Raw genomic sequence first — 25,775 nt, 5'->3', positions numbered from 1 at the left:
CCCTATACAATCCCTTGTTTAAAACGATTGCTTTGGAAGTATTTTTCAGAGCCGTCATTTCTATTTTCAAAATAATCATAAGGATTTGCATTGTAGTTTTTTGATACTTTCATTTTCCCCTGTTGCGAATCTTCATGATAAAAGTCTTTATTTTGGTCGTATGGACTATTACCATCTAATATTCTTCCTTGGGTGATAAAGAGATCCTTGTAAACTATTTTATTAGTATCTAGAGTGGCATCACCACCGCGAAAATTGGAGATTCTTTGCTGTTTATATGAACCATCATTTTGTTTGACATCACCAGTTAAACAAGAAAAGTTTCTGGTTATGTTTAAACGAATATTTTTTACATTATTAGCCTCAACTTGTTTATTTAAATCAGTAAATTCCCAGCCTTTGTCTTGTATTTTCCTATTAAGACCACTCATATTCCCTAAAGACTGTGAAATTTTCTGCCCCAACTCTACTCCGCTTTCACCTAGTAAGATTCCACCAGCGAAACCAGCATTTTCGAGCTGCTTTCTTTGATAGTTTGCTAAACCACCATTCTGTTCAATCTTCTCATTAGTCATAAGATTTACTTCTTGTTGAGCCGATTTATATGTCTCAGAAAAAACGGAAGGAACACTCCCTAATGACACACCATTTTTTGCTCCTTTATAAGCTGCTGATCCTACTCGACCTAATTGACTTAAGGAGGAGGGAACTATTCCTTTGGCCACTCCTTTACCTGCTGCATACATTCTACCAGCGGTATATTTCATTCCTTTGTACTTTGAAAAGTCTGTATTACCATCATTGGTTCCAATTTGTTGTATTTGATTTAATCCTAGATTTTTATCCAAGTTATCCAATTCGGAGTTAATATTGTTTACCATTCGATTTGCAGAATTTTTTGTGCTGGAGCCGATTGCATACAGACTTCTGCCGGCTAAACCTGCTGAAGCGGAGCCAATATTTCCACCTGTTATTCCACCGGAGATGACACCACCTGGTCCAAAAGGTATACCCATTGCTGAACCCATTAATGTACCTAATGGCTTACCAATTCTGTTTCCGATAAAGGTCCCTGTCTTTAACATTCTTTGTGTAGAAGTACTCGTAGGATTGGCTGGAAGAGAAGACCCCTGATTTTCTTGATTTAAACTTCCTACCCTATTGGAATTCCCAAGATATTTTCGTTGTAAATTATCAAAAGGAGAATCTTTACCCATAGCACTTTTGGTAGCTGAAAATACAGAAGCTAAGGAAGCACCACCTGTCATCATCATCATCGTTGCTGTTCGTCCAGTTAAAGTTGCTTGAAGACCAAATAGGCCTTTTATTCCTTCAGCTAAAGGGATGAAAGAACCCAACATAACGATTTTTACCAACCAGTTGTCAGTCACACTATCATCTAAGTTAAGAAACATCCAGAAAATCGATGCGTGTATAGCTTGAACTATAATAGTAGATACAAATTCTTTAAACCAGGTAAATGTTACTTGTCTCAAAGGAGCAAATAGAAACATGGTGATAAAGACTGGTCCAAACAGTATTAGTAAAAGTGCTGTAAATTTCCGCATTAGATAATAAATATTAGCCCATATGCTTAACCCTAAATAAACACACCAAATGAGTAACCATCCCAATCCTTTCTCTTGCAAGTTATCTATCGATAGGTTTCCGTTTGTTATGCTTAATTGTATTAATTGCACAAGAAACCGATTAACAGAGAAGACTAAACTATAAATGACATTTAAATTATGTAACAATAACGCTACTAAGAGGAATGATCCAGTCATTTCTAATAAACTTGTCCGAGTAGCAGGGTTAATCCCAGATTTTGAAATGCTCACAGAGATATACATAAGTCCAATAAGGAGGACGTAGTAAGCAACTTGAATAAATATGCGTACACCTTTAACAGCTAAATTGTTCCACTCGGCTTTTGTGAATGTTAACCACAATAATTCCGATCCGTCTGTATCGAGGCCAAAGACTAAATCACCCACCGTTTTAACTCCTTCTGTAAACGGAGAAATAATTGCTTTTATTAAATCGGCAAAGATTCCGAATATAACGTCTGGTAGAGAACTTATCCAATCCATTTCCTCACTCCTTGTTCATTTATTGAAGACTTTTACTTGATAGGCGAGGAATTTTCATCTTCTTCGATGTGTCTTATAAGTTTGTCTAGCTCTTCAGAATGGATTTGTATATTATTAGCTGCTTCTTTTTCGCGTAATTTTCTCTCTAATTCTTTCTTCTTCTTAAAATTGGATTCAAACAGTACTTTTTCATACTCAAAAGGATCTGTACGGATATGAATACTCTCATTCTTAATTTTAAATAACCCCTCGCCTTTTTTAGGATTACCAACCAAAATACTCATCTCTCCATCAGAAAGGTTGAAGGTTTTTTTTATTAGTTCATAACTGGAGCTATCTTGTCCTAATAGAAATTTCATGGTTGTGTTTCTTACAACACCAGCAGCTTGTTTATTTTCTAAAATCCTCTCAGCATCTTGACTGGCAATTACAAAGGAAGTGTTTCTTTTCCTACATCTTCGTCCCATTACTTCTGCAAAGGAAACCGTCTCAGGCTGATCTACCATTTGCCAAAACTCATCGGCAACAACAATTTTAAATAAATCTGAGTTCCTTTCACTTTTAACAAATTTTTGCCATATCCAGTTAAGGCACACATGATAACTTGCTTTTCTCAATACACTTCCAATCTCAAATTCAGATAGATCAAATGAAACTATTTTTGCGTTATCAATATCTGTAGAAATACCTTCACCAAAATACGTTTGACCATCAAAAAAACCACGGGTTCCATCTCTAAGCCATGTTTTAATGGCAGCTAGAAGTCGTTCTACTTTAGGTTCTTTTATTAGATGTTCACCGTTACTGCCATAGTAATAGCCATATTTTTTATTTAACTGATGGTAAATATCTGAAAGAGTTATTTCTGGTTTCATCACTAAGTCATGATAAATCTCTCCATCTCTTTCTACAGCTTGTTCTTGGTATAGCGACATGGGGGAAGAATTGATGCCTGCATGTTTAAAGCAATCTCGAATTGCCTCCATGACATATCCTTCCTCATAGATATCTAATACACTATTTCTACTTTTCATACCTTGAACTAGAACATTAATGAAAGCGGTTATTTCGTTTATTTTCTCCTTTATTGGTACAAAACGTATGTATTCTTTTCCATCCTTCTCTAGGATTTCACGTCCATCTTCCACAAACTTAAGTTCTTCATCATCTTCGTCTAGTTCTATTTCGGTTATGGAAAGAGCACAAGGATTTATTACAGCGGGATAATCAGACCCGAGTTTTATGTATAGACCGCCTATTCTTTTTACAAACTTTTTAGTTTCTCCCTCGGGATCGATGCAAACCGTATGGCAGCCTTTGAGCAAATTTCGTCCTATCAATGTTTGAATGAAGAAGGTTTTTCCCGTGCCTGACTCGCCACAAACAAAAACATTATAGTTGTTATTATCCTCTGCAAATAGATTAAGAAACACAAGATTGCCGGTCGTCTGATTCACAGCAAATGGGACTCCTCCTTTATACTTCATCTCTCCTGAAGCAAAAGGAAAGAGGGTTGTAAGAGACCTTCTATCTAGATTTCTTGTTGTGTCAGTTAATTCATTTTTCCCTCTTGGAAGTGTGGATAGATAACCGGAATCGATCCTCTCGTATGCTGTTCTTAAATGTATCCCTGCCCCTCCTAAATCGTCTTCTAAAAAGTTAGATAATTGGTCTAACATCTCCATATTTTCAGCATAAACACAAGCTTGGACACTGCAATGAAACAGATCGTTTTCTCCCATTGAAATATCTTCTAGTAAAGCATCAGTATCTTGAATTTTAGTTCCAATGTCATGTAACTGGTCTATGTTACCTCTCTTATTTTCTTGATTATAATTTGACCTTAACATGGTCATCATTCGTTGAAGACTTTGAATGGCATGACGTGGAAGAATTTTATCATTGTAAATAGTGACGTCTACTTCTCCAAGTCCCAGAAATTTAGAAATCCAGTCAGTACCTAATTTACGTGGCCATCCCGCTCTTGTTACGTATATAGGACGAAAAGGCCTTCTATCTGTCAATGAATCTGTTAGCCATCCATGATTCTGTGGTCGTACGTCTATTCCATCTGGGGATAATATATCCCAAATATCCCCTTTTCCTTTATCAAATTTTTTAGTAGGGTCAATAGAATCTATTACGTTTATATCAGTAGCTTCTTGAGTCGATTTCAGTAATTTATTTTTTTTAAAACGTATCCAGTTCATGTTTTTCTCCTTTATACAGCTTGGCCTACACACTCTTCTGCTTCTTTCTCTTCTTTAATTTCCTGTAGTACCTTTTGTATTCGAATAGAGTCTTGTGGTGAAGTACAATAAAGAGCCAACATCTCGTTTAGCTTAACGTCTTCAAATCTAGCCTTAGAAGCACGTTTTCTATTGAGAGAGTAATAAAGCATTTCAGCTAACATCTCAGTGGAACAAATTTCTGATTCAACTCCACACCCTTCTAAATAATTTTGAGTTGAAGTTACTCGTCTATACAATTCTCTAAAAGCCCTTTCTTGATTGTTAATTTTTTTTCCACTCAATTTTTGTATTTTGTACGGAAAGAGTATATAGCGGACGATCTCAAAGCGTGGCTGCATTAAGAGCCAAGAATTCATATATTCTAAAGTCATATAGCAATACTGTTTTGAGATTTCATTGAGGTTTTTATCCTTTTCAATGTTAGCTGTATACTCGTCTACTTGATGCTTTAAATCTAAATATCTACTTTGTAAATGCCAAACAGTGGGATAATCTTTACTTACCAGCCACTGTTCAAAACGAGTATCGATCCCTTCTTGTTCAAGATTGTTTCGTAGGTCATAATTAACGGTCCCACATTTCAAGGCCATGACATATTCATTTTTGTTAAGTTGAATCATGTCCATTTTGATATCATGTATACCAATAAAATTCCGAACCGTTTTTTTGTTTATGTTTCTAACGCTTTCTTTTTCCTCCTTTTTCCCATTTGTAGAAAAAGGAATTATTTTTTCTTGTCTATGAACTTTCCATGCAATCCAGGCACAAGCACAAATTAATATGAAAAATAGTATATTTACCATTCGATTTTCCTTTCGGATTTATAGGTCACTACCATGGCGGAAAATTTTGTTCTCTCTATTTAAGTTGTATACGATTTTAATAAATAGATATTTGTCCCAAAACATATCGTCCTCTTCTTTTTTCCAAAATCCTAAAAAGAAGACAATTCCCCCTATAATGCTGATGATTATACTGATGATCACCATGTTATAAAGGTCCAAAAGACTTCCATCTCCTACAATAATCCCTATTAGGTTGTATGCAATGGAACCACCGGATATAAGATAAATTAGCTGCCGTATGGAACAATAGCCTAGGATAACTTTTTGTTCACTAACAAGATCCACAGGAACAACTGCTCTTCTCAAATTTGAAACCCCATTTCATTAGAAAGCTATCCCCTTTAAAGGAGATAGCAAGGAGGAAAGTTTATTATAATTTTTGACCAAACTGTTGTGTCCATTTTGCGAGGGCACCTGTTTTATATAAAACCCAAGAACCTAAAAGAGCCATACCAAGTGCAACAAATCCTCCTGTTCTTCTATTTGGATTATTACCAGCAGTTGATAACATTAAAGATGCAACTATTAGAGATGCTAGGGTACCAAAACCACAAAGATAATATATGAGGTTAATAATACTATTTGCATCTTTATAAATTTGTTTTTCATCTACTGTTTGACTTTGATTTACGATATCAACTTCTTTTAAAGGATTATTCGTATTAGCAAAGGTATACGAAGGGGTAAAAGTCATATTTAGAACCATGCATAATGCTAAAATTTTTGCTAAAATACCTTTCAATTTCAAAAAATGAACCTCCCTTAGTTTTTCGAAGAGAAAACAAAAAAAGGCACACTTACTCTATTGATCAGTAAGTGTGCCTTTGGGTTTTCCATTCGGCTAATATGTTTTTTTATATATTATCATAGTTAAGAAAAAACTAGCAATGATTATTTGTTAATGCAACTTACAATTGTACTCATAAAGAATTACATTGTCTATGGTTTCTAAACTGTATAATTCATCCTCTATTAAATCCTTCTCTATAGTAAAAAAATATGTATTTCGATAAACTTCTGGAATTGAATTTAATTCAACCGTTTTTTCTTCAGCTTTAATTATTTCATAGTACTTCATTGTTTGATTGATTTCGTTAACATAATAAATTGTTGTGTAAACCATGTATTCTCTACCAGACAATTGTCGATAGGAAGCAGAAATTTTTAATCTTTTATTCAAATACACCATCTCCTTAATGTGATAACAACAAAAGGAAACGATTACTTACACTTGTTGTGTAGGCAATCGTTTCCTCCCTAAAGATAATGTATCAAACATATAAAATTTTGTCGTTTAAGTTCTTAATCTATGTTATACAGCTTTTTTAATATCAAGAATTTCAAACTTGTCTGAGTGAGTAATATAACCATTTTGTTTTAAGATGCTGAGTTCTTTCTTTAATAAGTCTTTTTCTAAACGTGTTCTTTGTTTAATGTATTTAAAACTAGGATATTTATCATATTTATTTTGAAATTTTTGAATGACATCCATTATTTTTATTCTATTTTTAGTGAGACGTTCTATTGGCAAGACTGTTATATCAAAGAAATTTTTAATCATATGCATTTCAAGGGTTGTAAGGTCCCATACCTCAGATAATTCTTCTTCTGTTCGATATTTTAAAGCTATTTTTAAAAAAGATCTAGTTAAATATAGTTCGGATTTAAGACTCTTAACCACAATACATTCTCGTGATCTAACTTCGCAAAATAAGGATAGTTGTAACAACATAGATGATCTCTCCTTCACAAGTTTATGCCCGTAAACTTATCCTTATTTTAGCAAGGAGAAGCTGTTAGGTCAATATGTTGTATTAATTATCGAATGATATCATAAATATAGTAGTTTAGTTCATCAACTAGTTTCTTATAGAATCTGATTTTCCTAACACCACCTATTTTAAATAAAAAACAGCGCTTAAACCTCAGCGCTGAATGTGACTGATATATTAAATACTAGTGCAACACGACCCCTTTTTATTTTCCAGAGTATTAAATAATTCAATAGTTTTTGATTCGATATATGTTCCTTTACTAAGGCATAATTTCGAGTTGAAATTAACGTAATGCCAATATATTGTTCTTGTATGGAATAAATTATTTATAAATGAATTAGCGATTTGCGCTGCAAATTTATTAGTATTACACCTTTGGGGATGATTAACTATTAGATCCCCGCAGCTTTCACCCGGAAAAATCGTATTATTATCTCTCATTATATTTTCATAAACTCTCGTAACTGGTTTTAATACAACACGACCTTTCCATTTTAAACCCGCGACGACTTGCCCGGAAAAACCTGAGCGATTTTGATCTTCTATAGACAGTGTTTCATCAACCCCTTCAATCCCCGCGTCAAGATAAATTAAAGATTCTAAGTAAGGCGAGTAAAAGAAATCATCAAAAAGTTGTCTTGATCGGTTGTAGGGTAAGCACCCGGCGCCTTATCATCTTTCGATGACAGGTTTCCAAGCACTCCCCCCCGAACCGTACGTACACCTTTCAGCGTATACGGCTCTCTAGATAAATCATTCGTCTTGAATTAGTCAAGTCTTCCTGCATGGAGATCAACGTGCCACCTTTTGCAAAGTACCATCGTCTTTCTTACCCTTGCAATCATGATTTTTTCCCATAGTCTTTTCCCTTTTAGTTCTTTCAGCTTCCGAACATGATGTACCTCAAACTGTCCTTCCTCTGTACCACACCACTCGCATTTGTTTGCTAGAATTCTATCTTCTAGTGAGGTCCCAGTGAAATAGGTCATCCAATTAGGGATGAAGTCTATTTGCTCGTTTGTATTGGGGACATCAACCCTCTCAAACGGTCCTTTAAACAAATATGCAATCTTCATGTTTCCTTTTTTATTCCGATACTCCACGCCCAGTTTTCCGTCGAAGGTATGACTGTCTCGAATTTTCTTCGAGGTAGTTTTTCCCTTGTTGGCTAGGGTTTTCTGGAAGCTTTGATGGATAAGGAAATAAGGATTGTGGAATCTGAAAATGTTATTAGCAAGCTTGTAATATTCATAGAAACCTTTTATTTGAGAGTTGTATGTTCTCAGTATCTCTAATTTGGAGTAATTGAGGTATTTTTTTACATGCGTTGCTTTCCAGGTTCCATCCTCTTTGATCTTCATGAAGCAGTTCCTTAACATGAAGTCTCTTATTCTGTCGTGGGGCATAGCAAGCAGTACGTTTCCGCTAAGCTGTCTAACTTTTCCTTTGGCAGTGTTGAGAACTTCTTGGCTGTGATTGATTTTGATGTCATAGCCTAGGAATCTGATCGGTTTTGTGTTGTGTGTGATAAGAGTTTTTTCTTCACTAAGTTCAAGTTTGAGTCCGTTTTGAAGAAAGTTTTTGATCTGTTCTTTGATTACTATCGCATCTTCTTTGCTCCCAATAACGCTGATTAGGAAATCATCGGCATACCTAAAGTATTTGAGTCTTTTGAAAGAGTCGTCCATATCATCCTTGGAGGATATGGAACGGTATTCTTTTTCTAATGCTTTGATTTCTTTCAACAACTGTTCTCTCCGAGATGGATCATCGCTTTCTTTGTACTTCTTCCTTCGCTGCCCAGCTTTGCTGGTTGCATTCATATAGGCTCGGCTGTAGCCCCTTTCTTTGCCTTTGTTGAAGGTTTCGATAAGGTTTTCCATGAACCTATCAAATTCGTTAAGATATATGTTTGAGAGAATTGGACTTAAAACGCCCCCTTGTGGTGTTCCACTATAGGTGTTTTCAAATTTCCAGTCTTCCATATATCCGGCATTGAGGAATTTACGAATTAGGTTGAGGAACCTCTCATCCTTAATTCGCTTGCGAAGAATACTTATCATGATCTCGTGATTAATTTTGTCGAAGAAGCCTTTAATATCGCCTTCAATCCACCATTTTGTGCTCTTTCCCAGTGTTTTGATCTGGGCTAAGCAAGTATGACAGCTCCTATTAGGTCTATACGCATGAGAGAAATCTGAAAATGTATCTTCATAGATCGCCTCAAGAATGACCCTAATAAGGTCTTGTACAACTTTATCATCAAAAGTTGGAATTCCTAGGGGCCTCTTTTTGTCAGAGTTCCGTTTCGGAATATAGATTCTTCGGACTGGTGCTGGTTGATAGCTTTCGTCGCGGAGTTTGGCGATCACTTTCATGATCCTCTCGGTTCCGAAGCCATCAATCGTGTTGCCATCGGTTCCAGCAGTCATATTTCCAGTGTTGGGAGCAAGTTTGGTATACGCCCTTAGATGAAAATTGGGGTTATACAGCATTCTGTACAGATCTTTAAAGACATAATCTTTGTTGCTCGACTTTGATTTCAAGACGCTTAGTAAAGTAGATGGTCCTTGCATGGTCTTTCACCAAAACCTTTCTGCTTTAATTAAGCGATATTATCCTGCTTTCCTTCGCCATGTGCTAGGCTTTCCCCAGCTCGGACTACTACGAAAGCTCCGTTACCATATTGGATATTCAGATTCTACAATCATAGCCCGTATAGGCGTTCCAACTTAGGTAATCCCCATTTAAACATGAAATGATAATAGCCGAGGTTGGTTAGGTTCCCATTTCGTTCAGTTTAGTTGCTTATTGCAACCGGCAAGACCTAGGAATGACTGATTATAGGGACAACAAACCTATGACCACCTGGTCTACCTGCCCACTTTCCCACGGTTACGAGCAGGGAGATGGTTCTACCCGCCTTAGAACTTGGGTTTAAGCAATCCAGCTTTAACCATACAACCTCTTTTCCCCCTCAGTTAAGCGCACCCATGCGTGGTTCATGAAAAGTGCCTCACCTTTACACCATGCTACACTCCCCGTCCGGTTTCCCTTTCGGATAAGGTGTTAGAAGATAGGAGTCATTGTCCTAGCGTTTTAAACGCAATCACTTCATGCCCTTATGGGCGCACGTTATCGACCATGCTAACTAAAATAGGTATCTCAAATGTCACATTTACATTCGCAAACAGTTTTTGTAACATTTCAATGTCTCTGCAATACTGAACTACTCTCTTAATATTTAAATCGTATGCTTCCCCGTATCGTTCCGCTAAACAAACAACTTTTGGCTCACCAATATCATCACTAGTAAAAACTTGGTTACCTATATTTTTTTGTTCAACTATATCTGCATCAACTATTGTTATATCGACGGATAAGTCATCTTTAACGTTTAAGTAACTACGAACATCCTGACACATGTTTCTAAAAAAATGTGAACCATTCCCACCAGCTCCTATACAAACGATTCTATATTTGACTTTATCTGAATTAGTAAGACAAATAAACTTTGACATGTTAAAATCCTCCTTGTAAAAAGGAGCAGGCTTTCACCCACTCCCTTATTTATTCAGTTGTTACTTTATTAGTCCATTCTGTTGGAAATGAAGGGATACTACTCCTTTGATCAAATTCAAATAAATCATTTATATTCACTTTGATAAAGGATCCTGACTTTCCAGCGCGGAAATTAATACCTAGTATTTCAGAATTTAACGTGCCAATAACTCCATATATTAAAAACGCTTGCTCATCTAAATCATCTGTTTCGGAGAATTCAGCTTTCATATAATGGTGACTATGAATATGCATAACCAAGATATGATCTTTGAAGTCTTGAAATGTACTGTCATAAACAATACTTGAAATAGATACCTTTTGCTGCGGAACCTTTATAAAGTACTCGTTATTTTTTTGGTCAAAATATAACTCTACCATTACTTCATATGGTCCTCCGGGTTTCTCACAATAGTATCTAAAAAAGTTGATAATTTGGTTTAATAGTACACCGGGCACTTTTGGTAGATGGAATACAAAACTCGATTCTATTTTATCTAACTCTTTTATGTGCGAAACAGGAGTTGTTATAGTACCCATTCTATTTCCATATTGTTCGTATATTAATCCATTCTGTGAAGCAAAGAGATTTATTTTTTTTCGTTTGTTAATATCAACTGCTTCAAACTCTTTTTTTCTCCAAAAAAATTGTTTAAATCCAGTACGTATTGAGCCTTTTGATTCTCCCCTTATTATAGGAAAAAGCATTTTCCTTTCTTCATCTATTTTCCAATGTGTTCTTGATTTCGAGAACTCTGCAAATTCTAACTCCATCTGTTCTCGAATTTGTTCTAATGTCAAACCAGATTCTGGGATCATATCATTGAAGAATTCAGCCACATTAAAGGTTTGAGTTGCATATGCTATTTTCCAACCGGTTTCTTTTATAAGAAAATTTTTGTGTTTTTCTTTAATGGTTGAACCTTTTTTCTTACTCTCCTTTTCTATGACACTCTTTGAAACGTTATTATTACCAGCTTCACAACAATCAGAAGTTGTATTATCAAATAATAAATCAGCCATACTTACTTGGTTTTTGTTGATACTCATATTCATTCCCCTTTTTTATAAAATGTCCTTAACTAGTATCCCAGTGAATACTAGCTCTTCGTCGTTAAAGTCATTCTCAGAAAGTGAAGCAAATTTATCCCTTACGTTACTTCCTTGATACCCATGGTTATTTGACGGGGATGTTAAAAAAACATGAGGCAATGTTGAAAGTTGAAATAATTTTTTTATTTTGTGATGCCTTAACTCCGGCCAGCAGGCTTTATGGTTCTCAAAAACATTTGTAAAAGGATATCTATATAACCTTGTTCGCTCTCTAATAATTGAATCTTTCACGGCATATATTGAGCAGCTTTCGATAAATTCATCTTTTATTCGAAAAACAAATATCATTTTCGGATGACCTACAGATTTGATTACGGAGTCATAGTAAGTAACGTTCCAACGTTGTTTATCAACTTCAATAATTATTTCCCTTAAACCCCCAGTGAGTTCTCGATAGCCAATGCAATTTTTAGGCAAAATTGGTGTACTTACTAAAGTTCTTCTTTCTTTTGCTAATAAATCCATCACTTCGTCTATCCATTCTTTTTTTGAATGCATAGCAAGTTTAAAAAACATACTATGCAACAACTCTTCCTCCGTTTCTTGCTCAATTCTTTTAGATAATTGTTCCAATGTGGAAGAAACAAGATCATGATTCAAAGTTGTTAGAATATCAGCCTTATTAAGTAAAGTTAGTAATAGTTTCTCAATAACGCTTGAATCATTAATGTCTTGTACTCTTGACAATATGCTTTTCAAAAAAATGTTCAAATTTGATTCACTAATCTGTTGTATATTGACGTTTCGACAAAACACAAGAAAAAGTTCCATTTGTTTTTTTATGTGTACATCATTTTCAATATCAATTGAATTCAATACTGAATCCAGAAATAAAACCAATAAATCTGGACCAGAATTAGCAATCATTTGTTTTTGGATATTCTCGAAATGCCCTTTATCTTTAAAAATAATTTTATATAGAGTTCTATATTCTATTAGATCAAAAAGCCCTTCTACTAAATCTTCTACATCTATTTTTGAAGAATATATACACAAACCATTCTCCCATTTTTCAATAGTGGGTAATTCTGTATAACTATTTGTATTAAAGGAGATTTTTGTAATAGGTTTATTTTGTACGTCCATCGTCTTTTATTTCCTCCTGGTTTGCTTCAGAGAAATTTAGAATAAGTCGATGTATCTCGATCATTTTTTTAAAATAACCAGAAAAAAATACCCAGTACCCCTCCCCTTCTAATATAAGCATCGTATCCTTTATATGGCCTAACATTACATAGTCAAGAAATCTATCACAATCATTCATAGTTTCTAGTTCTAAATTTATTTGTGCATATAACAAATTAACTTTCTCAGATCGGCCTGTTGTGTTCATGTCTTCAGAACCTAAAATGTCTAGTGGGATTTTGATTATTATTTTTATTTCACCCTCAATTTGTACTTGAACTGGAACAGAAAATAATCTTTCTAAGCATGAAACAAAAAAAGAACAATCTAAATATTGTTCTCCGATGTAATGTATTTCTTTTTCTAAAGGTTTCCCATAATCATATAATAATTTAGCCATCAAAAGGTTATCCGCAGTAAACTGATACTCATATAATTGAGTAACACTGACAAACACAACTTTACTCATTTTTTCACATCCTTAAATAAATTTTTTTCGTCTTTTTTTTGCGGGTTTTAATGAATTAATCAAATTAAAAACCCCTGCCAATTTGTTGATTTCTGTAAGTATATTGAAATCATTAATGTCTTGATATTCTTCGTCTATAGTTTCATCACTCTCATAGTACATAAGATGCTCAATTACATCATTCACATCATCTTGTGTAAAAAGACTCATATCAATATTTGTTATTTGATAATTGTCGGAATAACAAATTAAATCAATGACAAGAAGGTGTCTTTCTTTTTCTTTCAATCTTTCTTGTTGGTTACTCAAAAGTAAACTTCTCCCCTTTACCTCGTATTCTTTCGAAGATAAAAAAAGATCATCCTATTGAAAGAATAACGAAACAAGTCGCTTTCTTCCAAAGAAGATGATCTTTTAATGAAAACACTCAGCTTATAAGCTGGCATAATAAAATCTAAAATGTTTAGACGTCATTATACTATCAATTATTACGAATGAAAAGTGGTTTTATCTATCTAATTTTTATTGCTCTTTGTTACCTTCTGGTAAGTCATATTTAAATTCTTTCATTTTCTCTTCAACATACTTTTGAATGTAGACCTCTTTTTGCTCGTTTGTACTAAAGAGATTTTTCAATTTCCCTCTACGATCCCATTCAATCATAGCTTCTAATCTAAACTTCTCCCTCTTTCTTAACCGCTGATTCATTTCCTCGTCAATATTTCTAAGCTGATGCTTTATTTGATCTTCTGCTGCATCCAAATTTGTTTGTATAGTAGTAAGATCGTTTTGCATTTCTAATCGATTAGCTTCTAATTTCCGTTCCATTGTATCTTTTGATTGATGTATATCCGATTGTAGATCGCTAATGTTTTCTTGTACTTCCTGCTGAGCTTGCTGCACGTTTTCTGCAATTAATGTAATGGATTCTTTTATTTGTTCCATTTCAGCGAGTTTATCTTCATATTCATTAATTCTCTTTTCCGTAACCAGCGCGTAGTTAATAATTAGATCTCTTAATTCGGAATTGGAAATCCCTTGTGCGTTTCCACTTACAATAAGTGATACTACATTTTCTGTAGTTATTTTAGAAGGCTCGTAAAGGATCCCCGTAGCATAAATTTGAATCTGCTTTTGTGAAAATCCATTAACATACCTTAGTATTGAGACAATTTTGGCTCTAAGTATCCCGAAAACATCCCAAGTCCAGTTCTTACCGGTTCTTTCTATCTGTAAGTAAGCTAATAAATTATCATCTCTACCTTCAAACAACCACCATCTTATTCGATTATCATCAACATAATACTTTCCATTAGTTGGATTATACAAATAACTGTAGTTCTGGAGAATAGCTGCTACTTCAGATGTCGTATACCTTTTCTTCGGATTTAATCCCAATATATCATTCGATATTATTTCTTCTTCAAAATCTTTAACATATCTATACAAGGGATCTTTTTCAAGTGTTTCAATTAAAGTATTTTTCCATTGTATTTTTTCGTTTTCATCTATCTCAAAATTTCTGTCTATTTCACTACTCATAAATACCACCGCCCTATTCTTTCTATAATTAATTTTACCAATAGCTACGGATGCTTTCAATCATAGATAAAAAAATCTACATCTACGGTGGTATTTGTATTCATTGTCTAATCGTAGATAGTACTTTCTATAGAAATCAATAATAAATCTCAACTAGTTGATAATCTAGTTTAAACTGGTTGATAAACTAGTTGAGATTGCGCAAATCAACAAATAGCTGCATAGATATACTATATCGTAGATGTAGATTGATTATATTCAATCGTAGACAACGTTTAACATGTGCAATTGAACATAGATTAGAAAAAGAAATGAATAATTACTAAATAGGTTATCTAATTTTATTTATAGTATATAAAAATATAGTTAAATCAAATGTAGACTATGATAAACAGACATAATTAAACATAGAATAGATGATGAAATTTATAATTTCACAATAGATGATACGGTTTTATGTTTTAATCTATAAATATATAATCAAATCAAATGTAGGCAATGATATCTATGGAAATTTAGATTAAGAATCAAAGTAAAATATTGGTTATCTTGGAATTAGATAAGGATATAAAACAGAGGGGAGAGCCATTGATAGAAGATTTGAAGAAGAGAGGAACAGTTACATTGCTTGTTTCTTAATCAAGAGACAAACAATGTAAAAAACTAGTTAATTATTATAGAAGTGAAGTCACAGGACATTTGTGTTTTATTTCATGTGTTCAAATAGCCGCATCGATTCAGTTCAGTATCCAGAATAATGTTCAATTAGTTTAGGGGAATATTTCAAAGCTCATTCAGGAGAAAAATATTCTTTGAAAGCTTCGGCAGGGGTTAAATGGAAAAGATTACGAAGTGATAAATAGTGGTATTTATCAAATATGAAAGAGGGGTGAAAGAAAGATAAAAAATAATTCTGATTATTCGAAAAGGGTGACAAATTTATATTGATTTATGAGGTTTTTACATATCTAATAGATGAAGATATCTATTTCGTGATTAGAAAAGAGGGGATAGTTAGTAATAATGAGATGGCGGAAAAGAGAATTGAGAGATATAATTGATTTCGTTTATACATGTAAAACTCGATTTTTTGGGCGGAGGGCAAGACAAGTACATAAGAGGAAAGACCAACAACGTAGACGTAAATTAGGCATTACTAAAGTTATTAGCCATGGGTCACAAAAGGTAAAATGTAAATTAGTGTCTTTGCGAATTTAGTAGTCTAAAATTTAAAAAGGCTCTTTTCTTATTCAGATAAACGGGATCATTAGTTGAACAAGCTAATCAAAAAAAGTCGATTCCTTTGACTTCTTTTGATTGGAATTCGTTTAGTGAACAAAATTTCTGAAGGGGGGACATCTATAGGGCATTGTATTGGGATACACCGATGAGGCAGCCTTGAGCTAGGAGAACTACCGATAACAAACAATACTTGCGATTCCAAAAAACGACTGATAAAGAAGGGGAAGAGCTTACTCTTTTTATGGATGGAAGTCTTTAATATAAGGATTAGAACTGATCGAGATAGATAACCGTCGTCGAGAGATGAATCGGGGAGTAAATACTTATGTCATAGAAAATATATTATCTACAATAAAAGATAATAAGGCTTTTACTTTGAATAAATTCATACAAAGTAGAAGCCTTATTTTTTGGTATCTTTAGAAGTTATATTTTCATTGAATCAAGTAAAGCAAAAAGTTCATCTTCGACAGAACTTGGACCTTTTTTATCTGGTTCTTTGGAATCCACGGTTTTGATCTCAGTTGAAATATTATTAGTAGGGGGGGCAGGAATGGATTGGTTTATCTGGGTGTCTAAAGTAAATAATGGTGTTGAACCCATTCCGAGTATCATTTTTATAAGGTTTTTAAGAATTGTTTGTCCTTGATCACTTTTAAGCAAAGCAATTTGCTCAGGGGTAAAATCTTCTCCAGGAATAATAATGCTCGTACTGTTTGTAGCAAGGTTTTTCAGACCTTCTTCAATTAATTGCTCTGTTAAAGCATTCCGGCTTACTCTTAAACCAGAATTAAATTTATCCTGTAGTATTTTGTTAAATTCCTCAACCCATCCAGCGTTCTTAGATGGAGTAAAGGTTTTTCCTCTACCAGGTTCATAACCTTCTTGACCATATACTGCCATTAAATTCCCTCCAGGAAAAAGGGTTAAAGCCAAGAGATATGAAGCTCTTGGCCATACATATAAATTAACCTACCTTATGCTTTCTCATTTGTTCTGCATAATTAGCAATGAGGTAAGCGATGGAAGTAGTGTAAGCTGCGTTTTCTAGATCATCAGGAAATTCAAACCGATCTTTATAATTTCTAAGTACCAAGTAACCAAACAATAGCCCGCCACCAACAATAAATAGCTGATCACAATTGGTTCTAGCATAAAACTTGTTTAATTCAGTAATAGCATTCTCGGTATACTTTTCAATCCATTTAACCACGATGCTAGTTACATTGACATTCTTTACCCATGCCCAATCTACACTGAAGGTAGGATCGTATTCTTTCCCTTTTTTATCGAGCTCAATCATTGTTGAGACTTCAGGCTCAATTACTTTTTCTACAAAGATATCTCTCGAATTATAAGGACTAGCGGTTTGACTATCGACTTCATCAAAGGAGTTTCTTACTTCTTCAAATTCATCAAGTTTAGTTATTTCCCTAATCATTTCATCAATATACATATTAGTACCTAGATTGAGGTTATAGCTAAGCTCTTTGTTTAATCCGTTTTCATCAAATAGCGCTAGATCCATTGTTCCAGCTCCTAAATCAGCAATCCCATATTTCCCCCTAATTTTATCTGATAAAGAAGTGGCTGTTAACTTATTTCCTTTTATTCGGAATCGGAGCGCTAACGCGGTATGAACTCCTTCAACCAAAGCTAACGATTCTTCTTCTGAAATTGTAAGCTTAACATTGTGGCCTTCCAAAGGACCATCTAAAAATTCAATTTCATGCTGCCCAGCATATAAACGTAAAAACTTTTCTTCGCCTATTTCTTTATATTCATTTATAGGTAGGCCAGTTGAAACTGAATATGTTATTTCATCTCGTTCTTTTAAGATTGCAATGTAAGCTAAAGAAGTCAATGTTGTAACAATATGTAACTCGTTATTATATTTTTTATCAGCATCACCTTTGGATTCTAACATTTCTTTTTTTCCTTTAGCAGCTTCACCTACATAGTAGAAGGCGATTTTTTTGTTAGCTGGTAGGGCGCTACTGGATATTTTCACATGTAAAAAAGATGATGGAGATACATTTATGTTTTTATGAACGCGTTTACTTTCCAGTACAATTTTGGATGAAGGAGCTGGAGCAATCACTGTAGGTATTGAAAATGATTGAATATCTCCCTTGTCATCTATAAAAGAAGCTTTTACAGAGTCATTTCCAGCATCTATGCTAGTCAGTTCAACCACTTCTTGTGGACTTTTTTTAGTCACTTAAATCAACTCCCATTAATATATATTGTTATCTTACATGCAAAACACAAAGATGTAAATAAAAACTAGTTTAGATTTCGATGTTTTTTAAACTAGTTTAATTTTACCCATTTTCTAAACCAGTTTAAAGCACTTTCATCATTTCTACGATTAAAAAATCTACAATATTTAGAGTGAAACTTTAAATAGAATATCTACGATATGTTTTACTTTATCTTTACGTGTAGCAAATTTGAAATCATCCAATCTCTTATACTAATAACATAGAAAACCATAGATAGAAATGTAGAGATATATACCTTATAAACTACTAAAAACTCCGGTACAATAATGTTTATTCTTCAAGTCCATAGTTTATTAATAAAGAAGGGATAAACCGTTACTAAATACAATTTTTCTCATAGAATTTTATACAAGTATTTATCTATGCAAATCTACATTTAAATTCAAATAATTTCTGTTCTTTTCTATTCAAAAGAAATGAAGTATACTTTTGATTAATTAATATTAAATTGCTGAATGGAAAAACCAGAGGCAAATATGTAGAGTGGATATCTACGTATTTGCCTCTGGTTTTTTTGTTTAAGGAGGTAAATTAAAAATGGAATCAACTAAATCACATCATAAAGGGGTACAGGAAAAAATAAAAAGTAAAAAAAAGGCGTACAACCAATATAACGCTAGAATTACTAAATTGGATCGAATAATATTCTCAATATTATATCGTCATCGCATGTTAACTATAGAGTTAATACATCAACTAATTAAAATTCATACTAGCACTTACAAACTTAATTCATTAAGAGTTAGATTGAATAAATTAGAAGTCCATGGATATTTGAGGGGATGCTATATAGACCCGGTAACAGCTTCTAAACCTAACAAAAAATATGTATCGGAAAAGGCGTATGAACTAACAGATGATGGTGTTGCTATTGCCGTAGATGAGCTTAATCTTGATTATAACTTACTTAGTAGAGATGGTTTCTTCGAAAAAAATCATTACACCGCTTCAGAATTACGGATAAATAAGCAAATACCTCATCATTTTCTAACACAACGTATCGCTGTACAGTCAATACTTTCAATTATTAGTAGTTCTGGTATTGAATTTTTTGATATTGAGTATGGGTATGGAGAAAAATTTTCCCTTACTTGGATTGATAAAGCTGGGAAAGAAAAAAAGGTCCAACCCGATTGGATGTTTGTTAATGCTATTAATGGAACTGAGCAAAAGCATGTGATTGCCGTTGAAGCCGATAGAAGTTTTATGAGAGCAGAACAAATTGAGAGGAAATATTTGGGGTATTCTCATTACGTTCAAACTCTTAATAATACGATTCCTTTAGATTTAGTGGTGGCTGTTGAAAGTGAAGAGAATAAAAAAATTAAAAGAATTCGTTCCCTCCTGCATAATGCGTTAATAATAATGGAAAATTTACTTCTGGAGGATCTGATCCGAGTATTTGTCCTTCGAAGTGAAAATGCTTATTCACAGATATCAGATATATATCTAAGAAGAGAAAAAGAGAAAGGTGATGTCAAAAATGTTCTGATAAACCTAATGAGAGGGGTAGGCTATTCACTTCTAAGAATTGTAATGGATTATGAATTAGAAGAGAAGTATAGCTTCATTCCTTGTGCTCCAGATTATAATTTAAGATTTGTTAATGAAAATGGTAAGAAAGTCAATTTATTTGTTGTACATATGCAACATGGTCTTCTAAACGATCAGGTTAAATTAATACAGTTCTATAACTTATATACGAAAAATGTGAAACACATGGAAGAAATAAATATCATCTTAGGGGTTTATCAAGATAAAGAAGTACTTCAAGAGGAGGTATTTGTAGACTTAATAAAAAATGAACATGTACGTTTTTCCTTACATGACAACGTACTGCTTTCTTCCATAGATGAATTAGATTATGGCCATACATATAAGTTAGAAATCAATGATAAGAATACGCAACGTTTAAAGGGAGTGAGTTTATTTAGTGAGCTCTCTTAAACGATGGACCCCATTTGTTTGTATAAGTCTAGCCTACGTATTATTGCTTAGGATCTGTATTATAAGCATTAAACAAATATGCAGCATATTTATGTTAAAAGAATTTGAGAGTATTTCGTTACCACCAATTGAAAGCGCAGGTGATGTAATCTACGCAATTCTGTGCAAGATTATTTTTGTATCTCCACAATCTGTCGTAATTGGAGAAGGCTTTATAGATACGCTGATTGAAACAATTATCTCATGTACTTATGGGATATCATTGGGGATTTTCGCCACCTATACCTGGTTCCTTTCAACCAAAGTAGATTTGGATATTAAACAAGTGAGATGGTGGTCAGGGGAGATACCCCGTTGGATTATGTTCCTTACAGCATTAGCAGCTGTCTTTTTACAGTTTATTGTTTGGAGCCAGCTTCCTATCTTAAATAAATACTTACCAATAATTACAGCGGCCATCGAATCATATAACCATAGCGAGTTGAAGGAGTACCTAATAACCGAGATTAAGAATATTACATTATTATCCAGAGTGCTTCTGAGCATACCTGTTTTTTGTGTACTGGGCTTAGTATTTTTTATAAATAAAAAGTGGAAAGACCATTCTGAGGAATTAAATTCAATTTTTTATGAATGGACATTCCGATCAGCTAAAATGTCTAATCTCTTTAAGTATCAAGAAAAAGTTAAATATCCAGATATTGAAATTGGTTTGGATGCTAATACTGGAGAACCAGTCATTCAAAGCGGTAAAGATCGAAACCTTAATAACCTCATATGTGGATCTATAGGGACAGGAAAAACCAGTGCGAGGGGGATTCCCGAATTAAATCAGGATCTTAACTATTTAGTGGACTACATTAATAATTTCTCGCAATTGACAGAGGAAGAAAAACAAAATGGTTTAAATGGTATGATAGTTATTGAGCCTTCTAATGATCTTTGTAAAAAAATATATCAGCTAACGAAATCCCATAACATCCCAGAGGAGGCAGTTTACTATTTAGATCCTACAAACCCAGAAACGATAGGAATCAATCCATTAAGGGGTCCAGTAGAGAAAGCTGTTGAAACTTTTACTCAAGTTATTTCAGGTTTAGCAGCTAACTCTGAAGAGTTTTTTAAACAAGCTCAAAGATCACACCTTAAACATTATGTATATTTGTTGAAGCTAACCAAAAAAAATGAGGCTACCTTTGAAGACTTGATGGAGATGTATCATGATATATACGTTGTTCTAAACTATCTAGACGAATTAGAGAAAACAATCCCACATGATTATAACGAGCTTGAAAATAGAGACTTGCGTAATCATTGGATTATAGTCAAAGGTATTTCTGCTTGGTTTAGAGAACGAGGGATTCACGTTGTAACAGATCGACACGGTAGCCCAATGTATCATGAAACAGGTAAACATCGAGGAAAACCAATGATTTTAGATAAGCAAGCTGAATTTGTTCAAGGATTACACAATATCTTAGATGATCTTGCCGCTTCTAAGTTATTAAGACGTGTGTTATTTGGAAATAGTGACTTTGACATAGACACCCATTTAAAAGCTGGAGGAATTTTATTAGTAAACACTGCTAAAGGGGAACTGTTAGACCTATCAAATGCATTTGGCAAATTCATATTATTATTGTCAGCTAATGGTCTTTTTAGACGGAATCCTGAGGGAAAGGACCCATTTCATCATATTTTTATAGATGAATTCCCGGATTATATTTATGAAAGCTTCCCATCCATTCCTGCTCAATCTCGAAAGTACAAAGGTATTATTACAATTGCGTCTCAATCCTTGGCTCAACTAGCGCAGATATACGGCGATGACTATATGTATGTACTCATGAATACATTGCGAAGTAAAATGGTTTATGCCGATGTTGATCCAAAAACGGCACGTGCCTTTAGTGAATATTTTGGAGAGGATGAAGTATATGAGCAAACTTTTCAAGAGGCTACATCCGCTGCTAGTATGAGTTCTCCAGGAAGACGTGATGCTGTAACTGTTAAAAAAACACTAAAGGCCCGGTTAAGTGTCTCCGAAATCATTCATTTACCTGAATATCATGGTGCAGTGAAACTGGCAAAAAAGACGGTACAAATCGTTAAAGCAAATTTTGTGCCTGAGAAGGAATTCATTAAAGCAAAAAAGAGGGTTCATAAAGAAATGTCTCGAGAATGGCTTGAATATAGAAAAGAAATAATGGCTGACATGGAACAACAGTTACTAAAAGAAATGGGTATCTTACAAGAAGGAAAATCTAATCCTGTCGATGCTGTTCCCCTAAAAGAAATAGAAAGAATGTTTACGGTAGATGTTAACCATCCCATACATGTAACAGAATTAGATAAATCAATTATTAATAATGTACCATTTGGCACAAAAATTGTTTCTAGTGAAGAAGAAAATAATAAACGAAATTTAATTAAAGATACGATTACTTCCTCTACAGAACCCGTCATTTGTGAAAATACAGAGATCAATTTAGATGACTTCTTCTCAACCGAAGAGGAATCCATTGTAGATGAAATAAAAGAGACTGAACCAATTAATATATACGATGATTATTTCTTATCTGCTTTATTGGATCAAAATTTGGCTGCTCAATCAGAAAAAACAAGATCAGATTCATTAGAAGTAGCAACTCAATCAATTGACAATCGAGAACCTTTGTCTACAGACGAATTGTTTCAACATCTAACAGGTGAAGATTAATATTGAACTACTCCTACTTACTTCCTTGAAGTGGGAGTCTTCTGTCGGAAAATGATAAAAAGGCGGTTTCCATAAAGGACCGCCTTTTATTTAGGTTTAAAATTCATCAAGTCTGTCAAAGATACTAGTAAGAAGGAATCTTTAAAATGAGGTGCTAATTATGAAATGTAATTTATGTTCCAACAAAATATCAGTTAAAGATAGTAAGAAAAGAACGGATGTTTGTGCATCTTGCCTATCCTATATGAAGAAAGCTAGTAAGGAAATACAGATACTCAAGTTTTGATCCGCTGCCCCTCAAACAAACGTATTAGCTTACATCGTTTGTTCTCAAGGACCGGTACTACTCGTAATGGATGATCACCAGGAACCTTATACTTGTCCTGTATCCAATTAATAAAAGCAGGGGTCACAGTTACAATGTCCAAAAAATCTTCAGCCAAATCATGAATAGATACCTCTTTTTGTGTATTTACAGCTTGTCTAAGTAGTTCTAAATTTTCAGCTGTAGATTTTCTTAAATACGGATAAATTCTCTTCTTCTTATCGGAACGTTCAGTACGAATGTGAGTACCCATTGTGTACCATCTCCTCCATCAATGATTTACAATAAAATAGCCCCACTAAGTTACTACCTTACAACCGTAGTACTACAATACTAATTTGCTATAGTTATATGGTTAATTAGGACATCTTAGAACACGAACTATAAAGATGTTGTCATCATCCAAGCTTTACATTGAATAGTTGTATTTATCTGCTATCTTTTAAAAGACTGTCACCCAGTTTTAAGTTCTTTGTGAGTATAAATCCTTTTAAGTGATTTCCTAGGTCTTGGTATTATCCCCTTTAGGTAGACAGTAAGAAGAAAGCGCTCCTATAAAATGTCTTAGCATATAATATCCGCATCTTGCCTTCCACTAGTTTGACGGGCATGTGTCAGGACCCTTGAATTGATAAAGTATATGTCTCATTTGTTCATGATAATGCTTGTGCTAGTGTTATCATGCTGTTTTGCATTTGCTCAAACAACTCCAAGTGAGTTAGAAACTAAGAGCTCGAATGGAAGTACAGAATATAAGCCTCCCTAGAGAGTGAATCTTCAACCAGGGCATCGGATTTGGTGTCATTTCATGTGATAGCGAAGGGGTTGTGACTGGAATGTTAAGGGATCAGGTGATACCATTAGCTACGGGACGACGATACTACTACAGATTATCAATAATAATCGCAATTACAATATTCCAGTATCTGGGACTTTACAAAAAAATAAGCAGTCAGGCGAATCCTGACTGCTAAAGTTTGATCAAAGAACTATTTCTCTGTGGCAAAATAAAGCAGTGCTATGACCGGAAAAGCTATTCCAATCCATAATGCTGCACTCCATCCACCTAAGGCGTATGCCCATCCTCCGATAGAGGATCCAATAGCACCACCCAAAAAGAAAATAGCCATGAATAACCCGTTTAATCGACTACGAACTTCTGACCCCAACGAGAAAATCGAACGTTGACTGAGCACAAGGTTTGCGGATACTCCCATGTCCAACAGAATAGCTGTGACTACTAGAACAGCTATTCCGACGGGCGAGCTACTCCGAATCATGAGTGGTAGTAATAAAGAAACGAGGACAACAGCGAGAGCTATCCCAGTGGCAAGTCGAGTCCAGCCGCGATCAGCTAGACGGCCACCTACTGGCGCAGCTATCGCACCCGCAACTCCGACAAGTGCATATAGTGCTATAGCTTTCTGAGAAAAATTGAAAGTAGGGCTAGACAATAATAACGGAACAGTAGTCCAGAATAGACTGAAAGTTCCAAATACACACGCATGATAGATCGCCCGACGACGTAAGATCGGGGTAGTTCGCAGCAGTTGCCACATTGAACCGAGTAAGGCGGTATAGTTTGTGTTTGCAGTTGGCCTCCTAGTAGGGAGTACTTTTGATAATACGATCGCTAAGACAACAATTACTGCGGCAGACAAGGCAAATATTGCATTCCATCCCCAGATATCAGCTACTAGGCTTGATATCGGACGCGAAAGCATGATGCCAAGTAACAGACCACTCATAACATTGCCAACAACGCTGCCGCGTGTAGCTTCCGATGCAAGGTATGATGCAAAAGGTACGAGCACTTGTGCTGCGACCGATCCTAACCCGATGAAAAATGAAGCCACTAAGAAAAGTATTCCGTGTTTCACAAATACTGTGGCAGTCAGGGCGACCGCACTTAGAAGTAATGATATAACCACCAGTTTTCGGTTTTCAACAATATCTCCCAAAGGTACAAGAAATAGTAAGCCGACAACGTATCCAATCTGGGTTAACGTTACAATCAAGCCAGCACTACTAGTAGAAAGACCAATTGCAGTGCTAATTAACCCAACCAAGGGCTGTGCATAGTAAAGATTAGCTACAATGATACCACATGCAGTTGCTAGAAGTATGGTTAACCCTGCTGAAATACCCTTATCAATTATTTGATTTTTAAAATTAGACATAGTTAACTCCTTATTAGAAATAATCTTTCATTTCAAGACGTTTGAATTTTATTCAATATTTATTAACAGGGAGCGAATGATGTTCAATAGATCGGAAGGCTCCATACGTTTACTGTAGTCTGGGTCTGCAAGCCCAACCACGATTAGGTTTTTCGGTCCTGAGCGATATAAATCACAAAGCCGCAGAGAAATATAATCTTAAATTCGTAGTCCTTGAATATCTGCATGAAATTCAAAAAGCATTTGATATTCCACTTGATAAATATAATGGTGAAAATTCTTGGGAACTTCCAGTACCGGCT

General features: G+C 34.5%; 20 protein-coding genes. 2 read left to right on the top strand and 18 right to left on the bottom strand.

Going from position 1 to position 25,775, the window contains the following annotated elements; translation table 11 throughout:
* Positions 1-2 precede the first annotated feature (2 nt).
* From O0550_RS13325 to O0550_RS13250, 16 genes are all read right to left on the bottom strand, one after another.
* On the bottom strand, positions 3-2,093 hold the full coding sequence (locus O0550_RS13325; protein ID WP_258426577.1) for a type IV secretion system protein: 2,091 nt from the start codon (positions 2,091-2,093) through the stop codon (positions 3-5).
* Between the two features lie 32 nt (positions 2,094-2,125).
* Positions 2,126-4,303 (bottom strand): VirB4 family type IV secretion system protein, encoded by a 2,178-nt coding sequence (locus O0550_RS13320; protein WP_003345629.1) that lies wholly within the window; start codon positions 4,301-4,303, stop codon positions 2,126-2,128.
* Positions 4,304-4,314: 11 nt separating this feature from the next.
* Positions 4,315-5,148, bottom strand: coding sequence for a hypothetical protein (locus O0550_RS13315; protein WP_258426576.1), 834 nt, complete (start codon positions 5,146-5,148; stop codon positions 4,315-4,317).
* 18 nt (positions 5,149-5,166) lie between these two features.
* Entirely contained in the window at positions 5,167-5,496 is a 330-nt protein-coding gene (locus O0550_RS13310; RefSeq protein ID WP_035319192.1) for a PrgI family mobile element protein, read from the bottom strand.
* 64 nt (positions 5,497-5,560) lie between these two features.
* Positions 5,561-5,938 carry a hypothetical protein gene (locus O0550_RS13305; RefSeq protein WP_003345635.1) on the bottom strand — a complete coding sequence of 126 codons (378 nt, stop codon included), beginning with the start codon at positions 5,936-5,938 and terminating at the stop codon, positions 5,561-5,563.
* Between the two features lie 150 nt (positions 5,939-6,088).
* The gene (locus O0550_RS13300) at positions 6,089-6,370 is read right to left on the bottom strand and encodes a hypothetical protein (RefSeq protein ID WP_258426575.1); all 282 of its coding nucleotides are present in this window, start codon (positions 6,368-6,370) and stop codon (positions 6,089-6,091) included.
* A gap of 132 nt (positions 6,371-6,502) precedes the next feature.
* Positions 6,503-6,922, bottom strand: a complete 420-nt coding sequence (locus O0550_RS13295; RefSeq protein WP_258426574.1) for a hypothetical protein — start codon at positions 6,920-6,922, stop codon at positions 6,503-6,505.
* Positions 6,923-7,732: 810 nt separating this feature from the next.
* The gene (locus tag O0550_RS13290; protein ID WP_258426573.1) at positions 7,733-9,541 is read right to left on the bottom strand and encodes a reverse transcriptase/maturase family protein; all 1,809 of its coding nucleotides are present in this window, start codon (positions 9,539-9,541) and stop codon (positions 7,733-7,735) included.
* A 546-nt stretch (positions 9,542-10,087) separates the two neighbouring features.
* Complete coding sequence (locus O0550_RS13285) at positions 10,088-10,486, bottom strand: ThiF family adenylyltransferase (RefSeq protein ID WP_258426572.1); 399 nt, start codon at positions 10,484-10,486, stop codon at positions 10,088-10,090.
* Between the two features lie 49 nt (positions 10,487-10,535).
* Positions 10,536-11,576 (bottom strand): hypothetical protein, encoded by a 1,041-nt coding sequence (locus tag O0550_RS13280; RefSeq protein ID WP_258426571.1) that lies wholly within the window; start codon positions 11,574-11,576, stop codon positions 10,536-10,538.
* A gap of 15 nt (positions 11,577-11,591) precedes the next feature.
* Positions 11,592-12,725: a hypothetical protein gene (locus O0550_RS13275; protein ID WP_258426570.1), complete on the bottom strand. Its 1,134-nt coding sequence runs from the start codon at positions 12,723-12,725 to the stop codon at positions 11,592-11,594.
* Complete coding sequence (locus tag O0550_RS13270) at positions 12,709-13,233, bottom strand: hypothetical protein (RefSeq protein ID WP_258426569.1); 525 nt, start codon at positions 13,231-13,233, stop codon at positions 12,709-12,711. The genes O0550_RS13275 and O0550_RS13270 overlap by 17 nt, the downstream gene beginning before the upstream one ends.
* Positions 13,234-13,245: 12 nt before the next feature.
* The gene (locus tag O0550_RS13265; protein WP_258426568.1) at positions 13,246-13,542 is read right to left on the bottom strand and encodes a hypothetical protein; all 297 of its coding nucleotides are present in this window, start codon (positions 13,540-13,542) and stop codon (positions 13,246-13,248) included.
* Between the two features lie 213 nt (positions 13,543-13,755).
* Positions 13,756-14,775: a hypothetical protein gene (locus O0550_RS13260; RefSeq protein ID WP_258426567.1), complete on the bottom strand. Its 1,020-nt coding sequence runs from the start codon at positions 14,773-14,775 to the stop codon at positions 13,756-13,758.
* Positions 14,776-16,443: 1,668 nt separating this feature from the next.
* Positions 16,444-16,920 carry a hypothetical protein gene (locus O0550_RS13255; protein WP_050816558.1) on the bottom strand — a complete coding sequence of 159 codons (477 nt, stop codon included), beginning with the start codon at positions 16,918-16,920 and terminating at the stop codon, positions 16,444-16,446.
* Positions 16,921-16,984: 64 nt separating this feature from the next.
* Complete coding sequence (locus O0550_RS13250; protein ID WP_258426566.1) at positions 16,985-18,238, bottom strand: ParM/StbA family protein; 1,254 nt, start codon at positions 18,236-18,238, stop codon at positions 16,985-16,987.
* A gap of 601 nt (positions 18,239-18,839) precedes the next feature.
* Between O0550_RS13250 and O0550_RS13245 the strand changes: the two genes are divergently transcribed.
* Positions 18,840-20,249 carry a replication-relaxation family protein gene (locus O0550_RS13245; protein ID WP_258426565.1) on the top strand — a complete coding sequence of 470 codons (1,410 nt, stop codon included), beginning with the start codon at positions 18,840-18,842 and terminating at the stop codon, positions 20,247-20,249.
* 91 nt (positions 20,250-20,340) lie between these two features.
* Positions 20,341-22,968 carry a type IV secretory system conjugative DNA transfer family protein gene (locus O0550_RS13240; protein ID WP_258426564.1) on the top strand — a complete coding sequence of 876 codons (2,628 nt, stop codon included), beginning with the start codon at positions 20,341-20,343 and terminating at the stop codon, positions 22,966-22,968.
* Positions 22,969-23,243: 275 nt separating this feature from the next.
* Here O0550_RS13240 and O0550_RS13235 read toward each other — a convergent pair whose 3' ends face one another.
* Both O0550_RS13235 and O0550_RS13230 read right to left on the bottom strand, forming a co-directional pair.
* On the bottom strand, positions 23,244-23,546 hold the full coding sequence (locus O0550_RS13235; protein ID WP_258426563.1) for a hypothetical protein: 303 nt from the start codon (positions 23,544-23,546) through the stop codon (positions 23,244-23,246).
* 736 nt (positions 23,547-24,282) lie between these two features.
* Complete coding sequence (locus O0550_RS13230) at positions 24,283-25,473, bottom strand: MFS transporter (protein ID WP_258426562.1); 1,191 nt, start codon at positions 25,471-25,473, stop codon at positions 24,283-24,285.
* Positions 25,474-25,775: the final 302 nt, after the last annotated feature.

It is taken from the genome of Brevibacillus halotolerans (assembly GCF_026891775.1).
In the GTDB taxonomy this organism is placed as follows: Bacteria; Bacillota; Bacilli; order Brevibacillales; family Brevibacillaceae; genus Brevibacillus_B; species Brevibacillus_B halotolerans.
The sequence above is the reverse complement of the archived record's forward strand: the minus strand, read 5'-3'. Positions and strand labels throughout refer to the sequence as shown.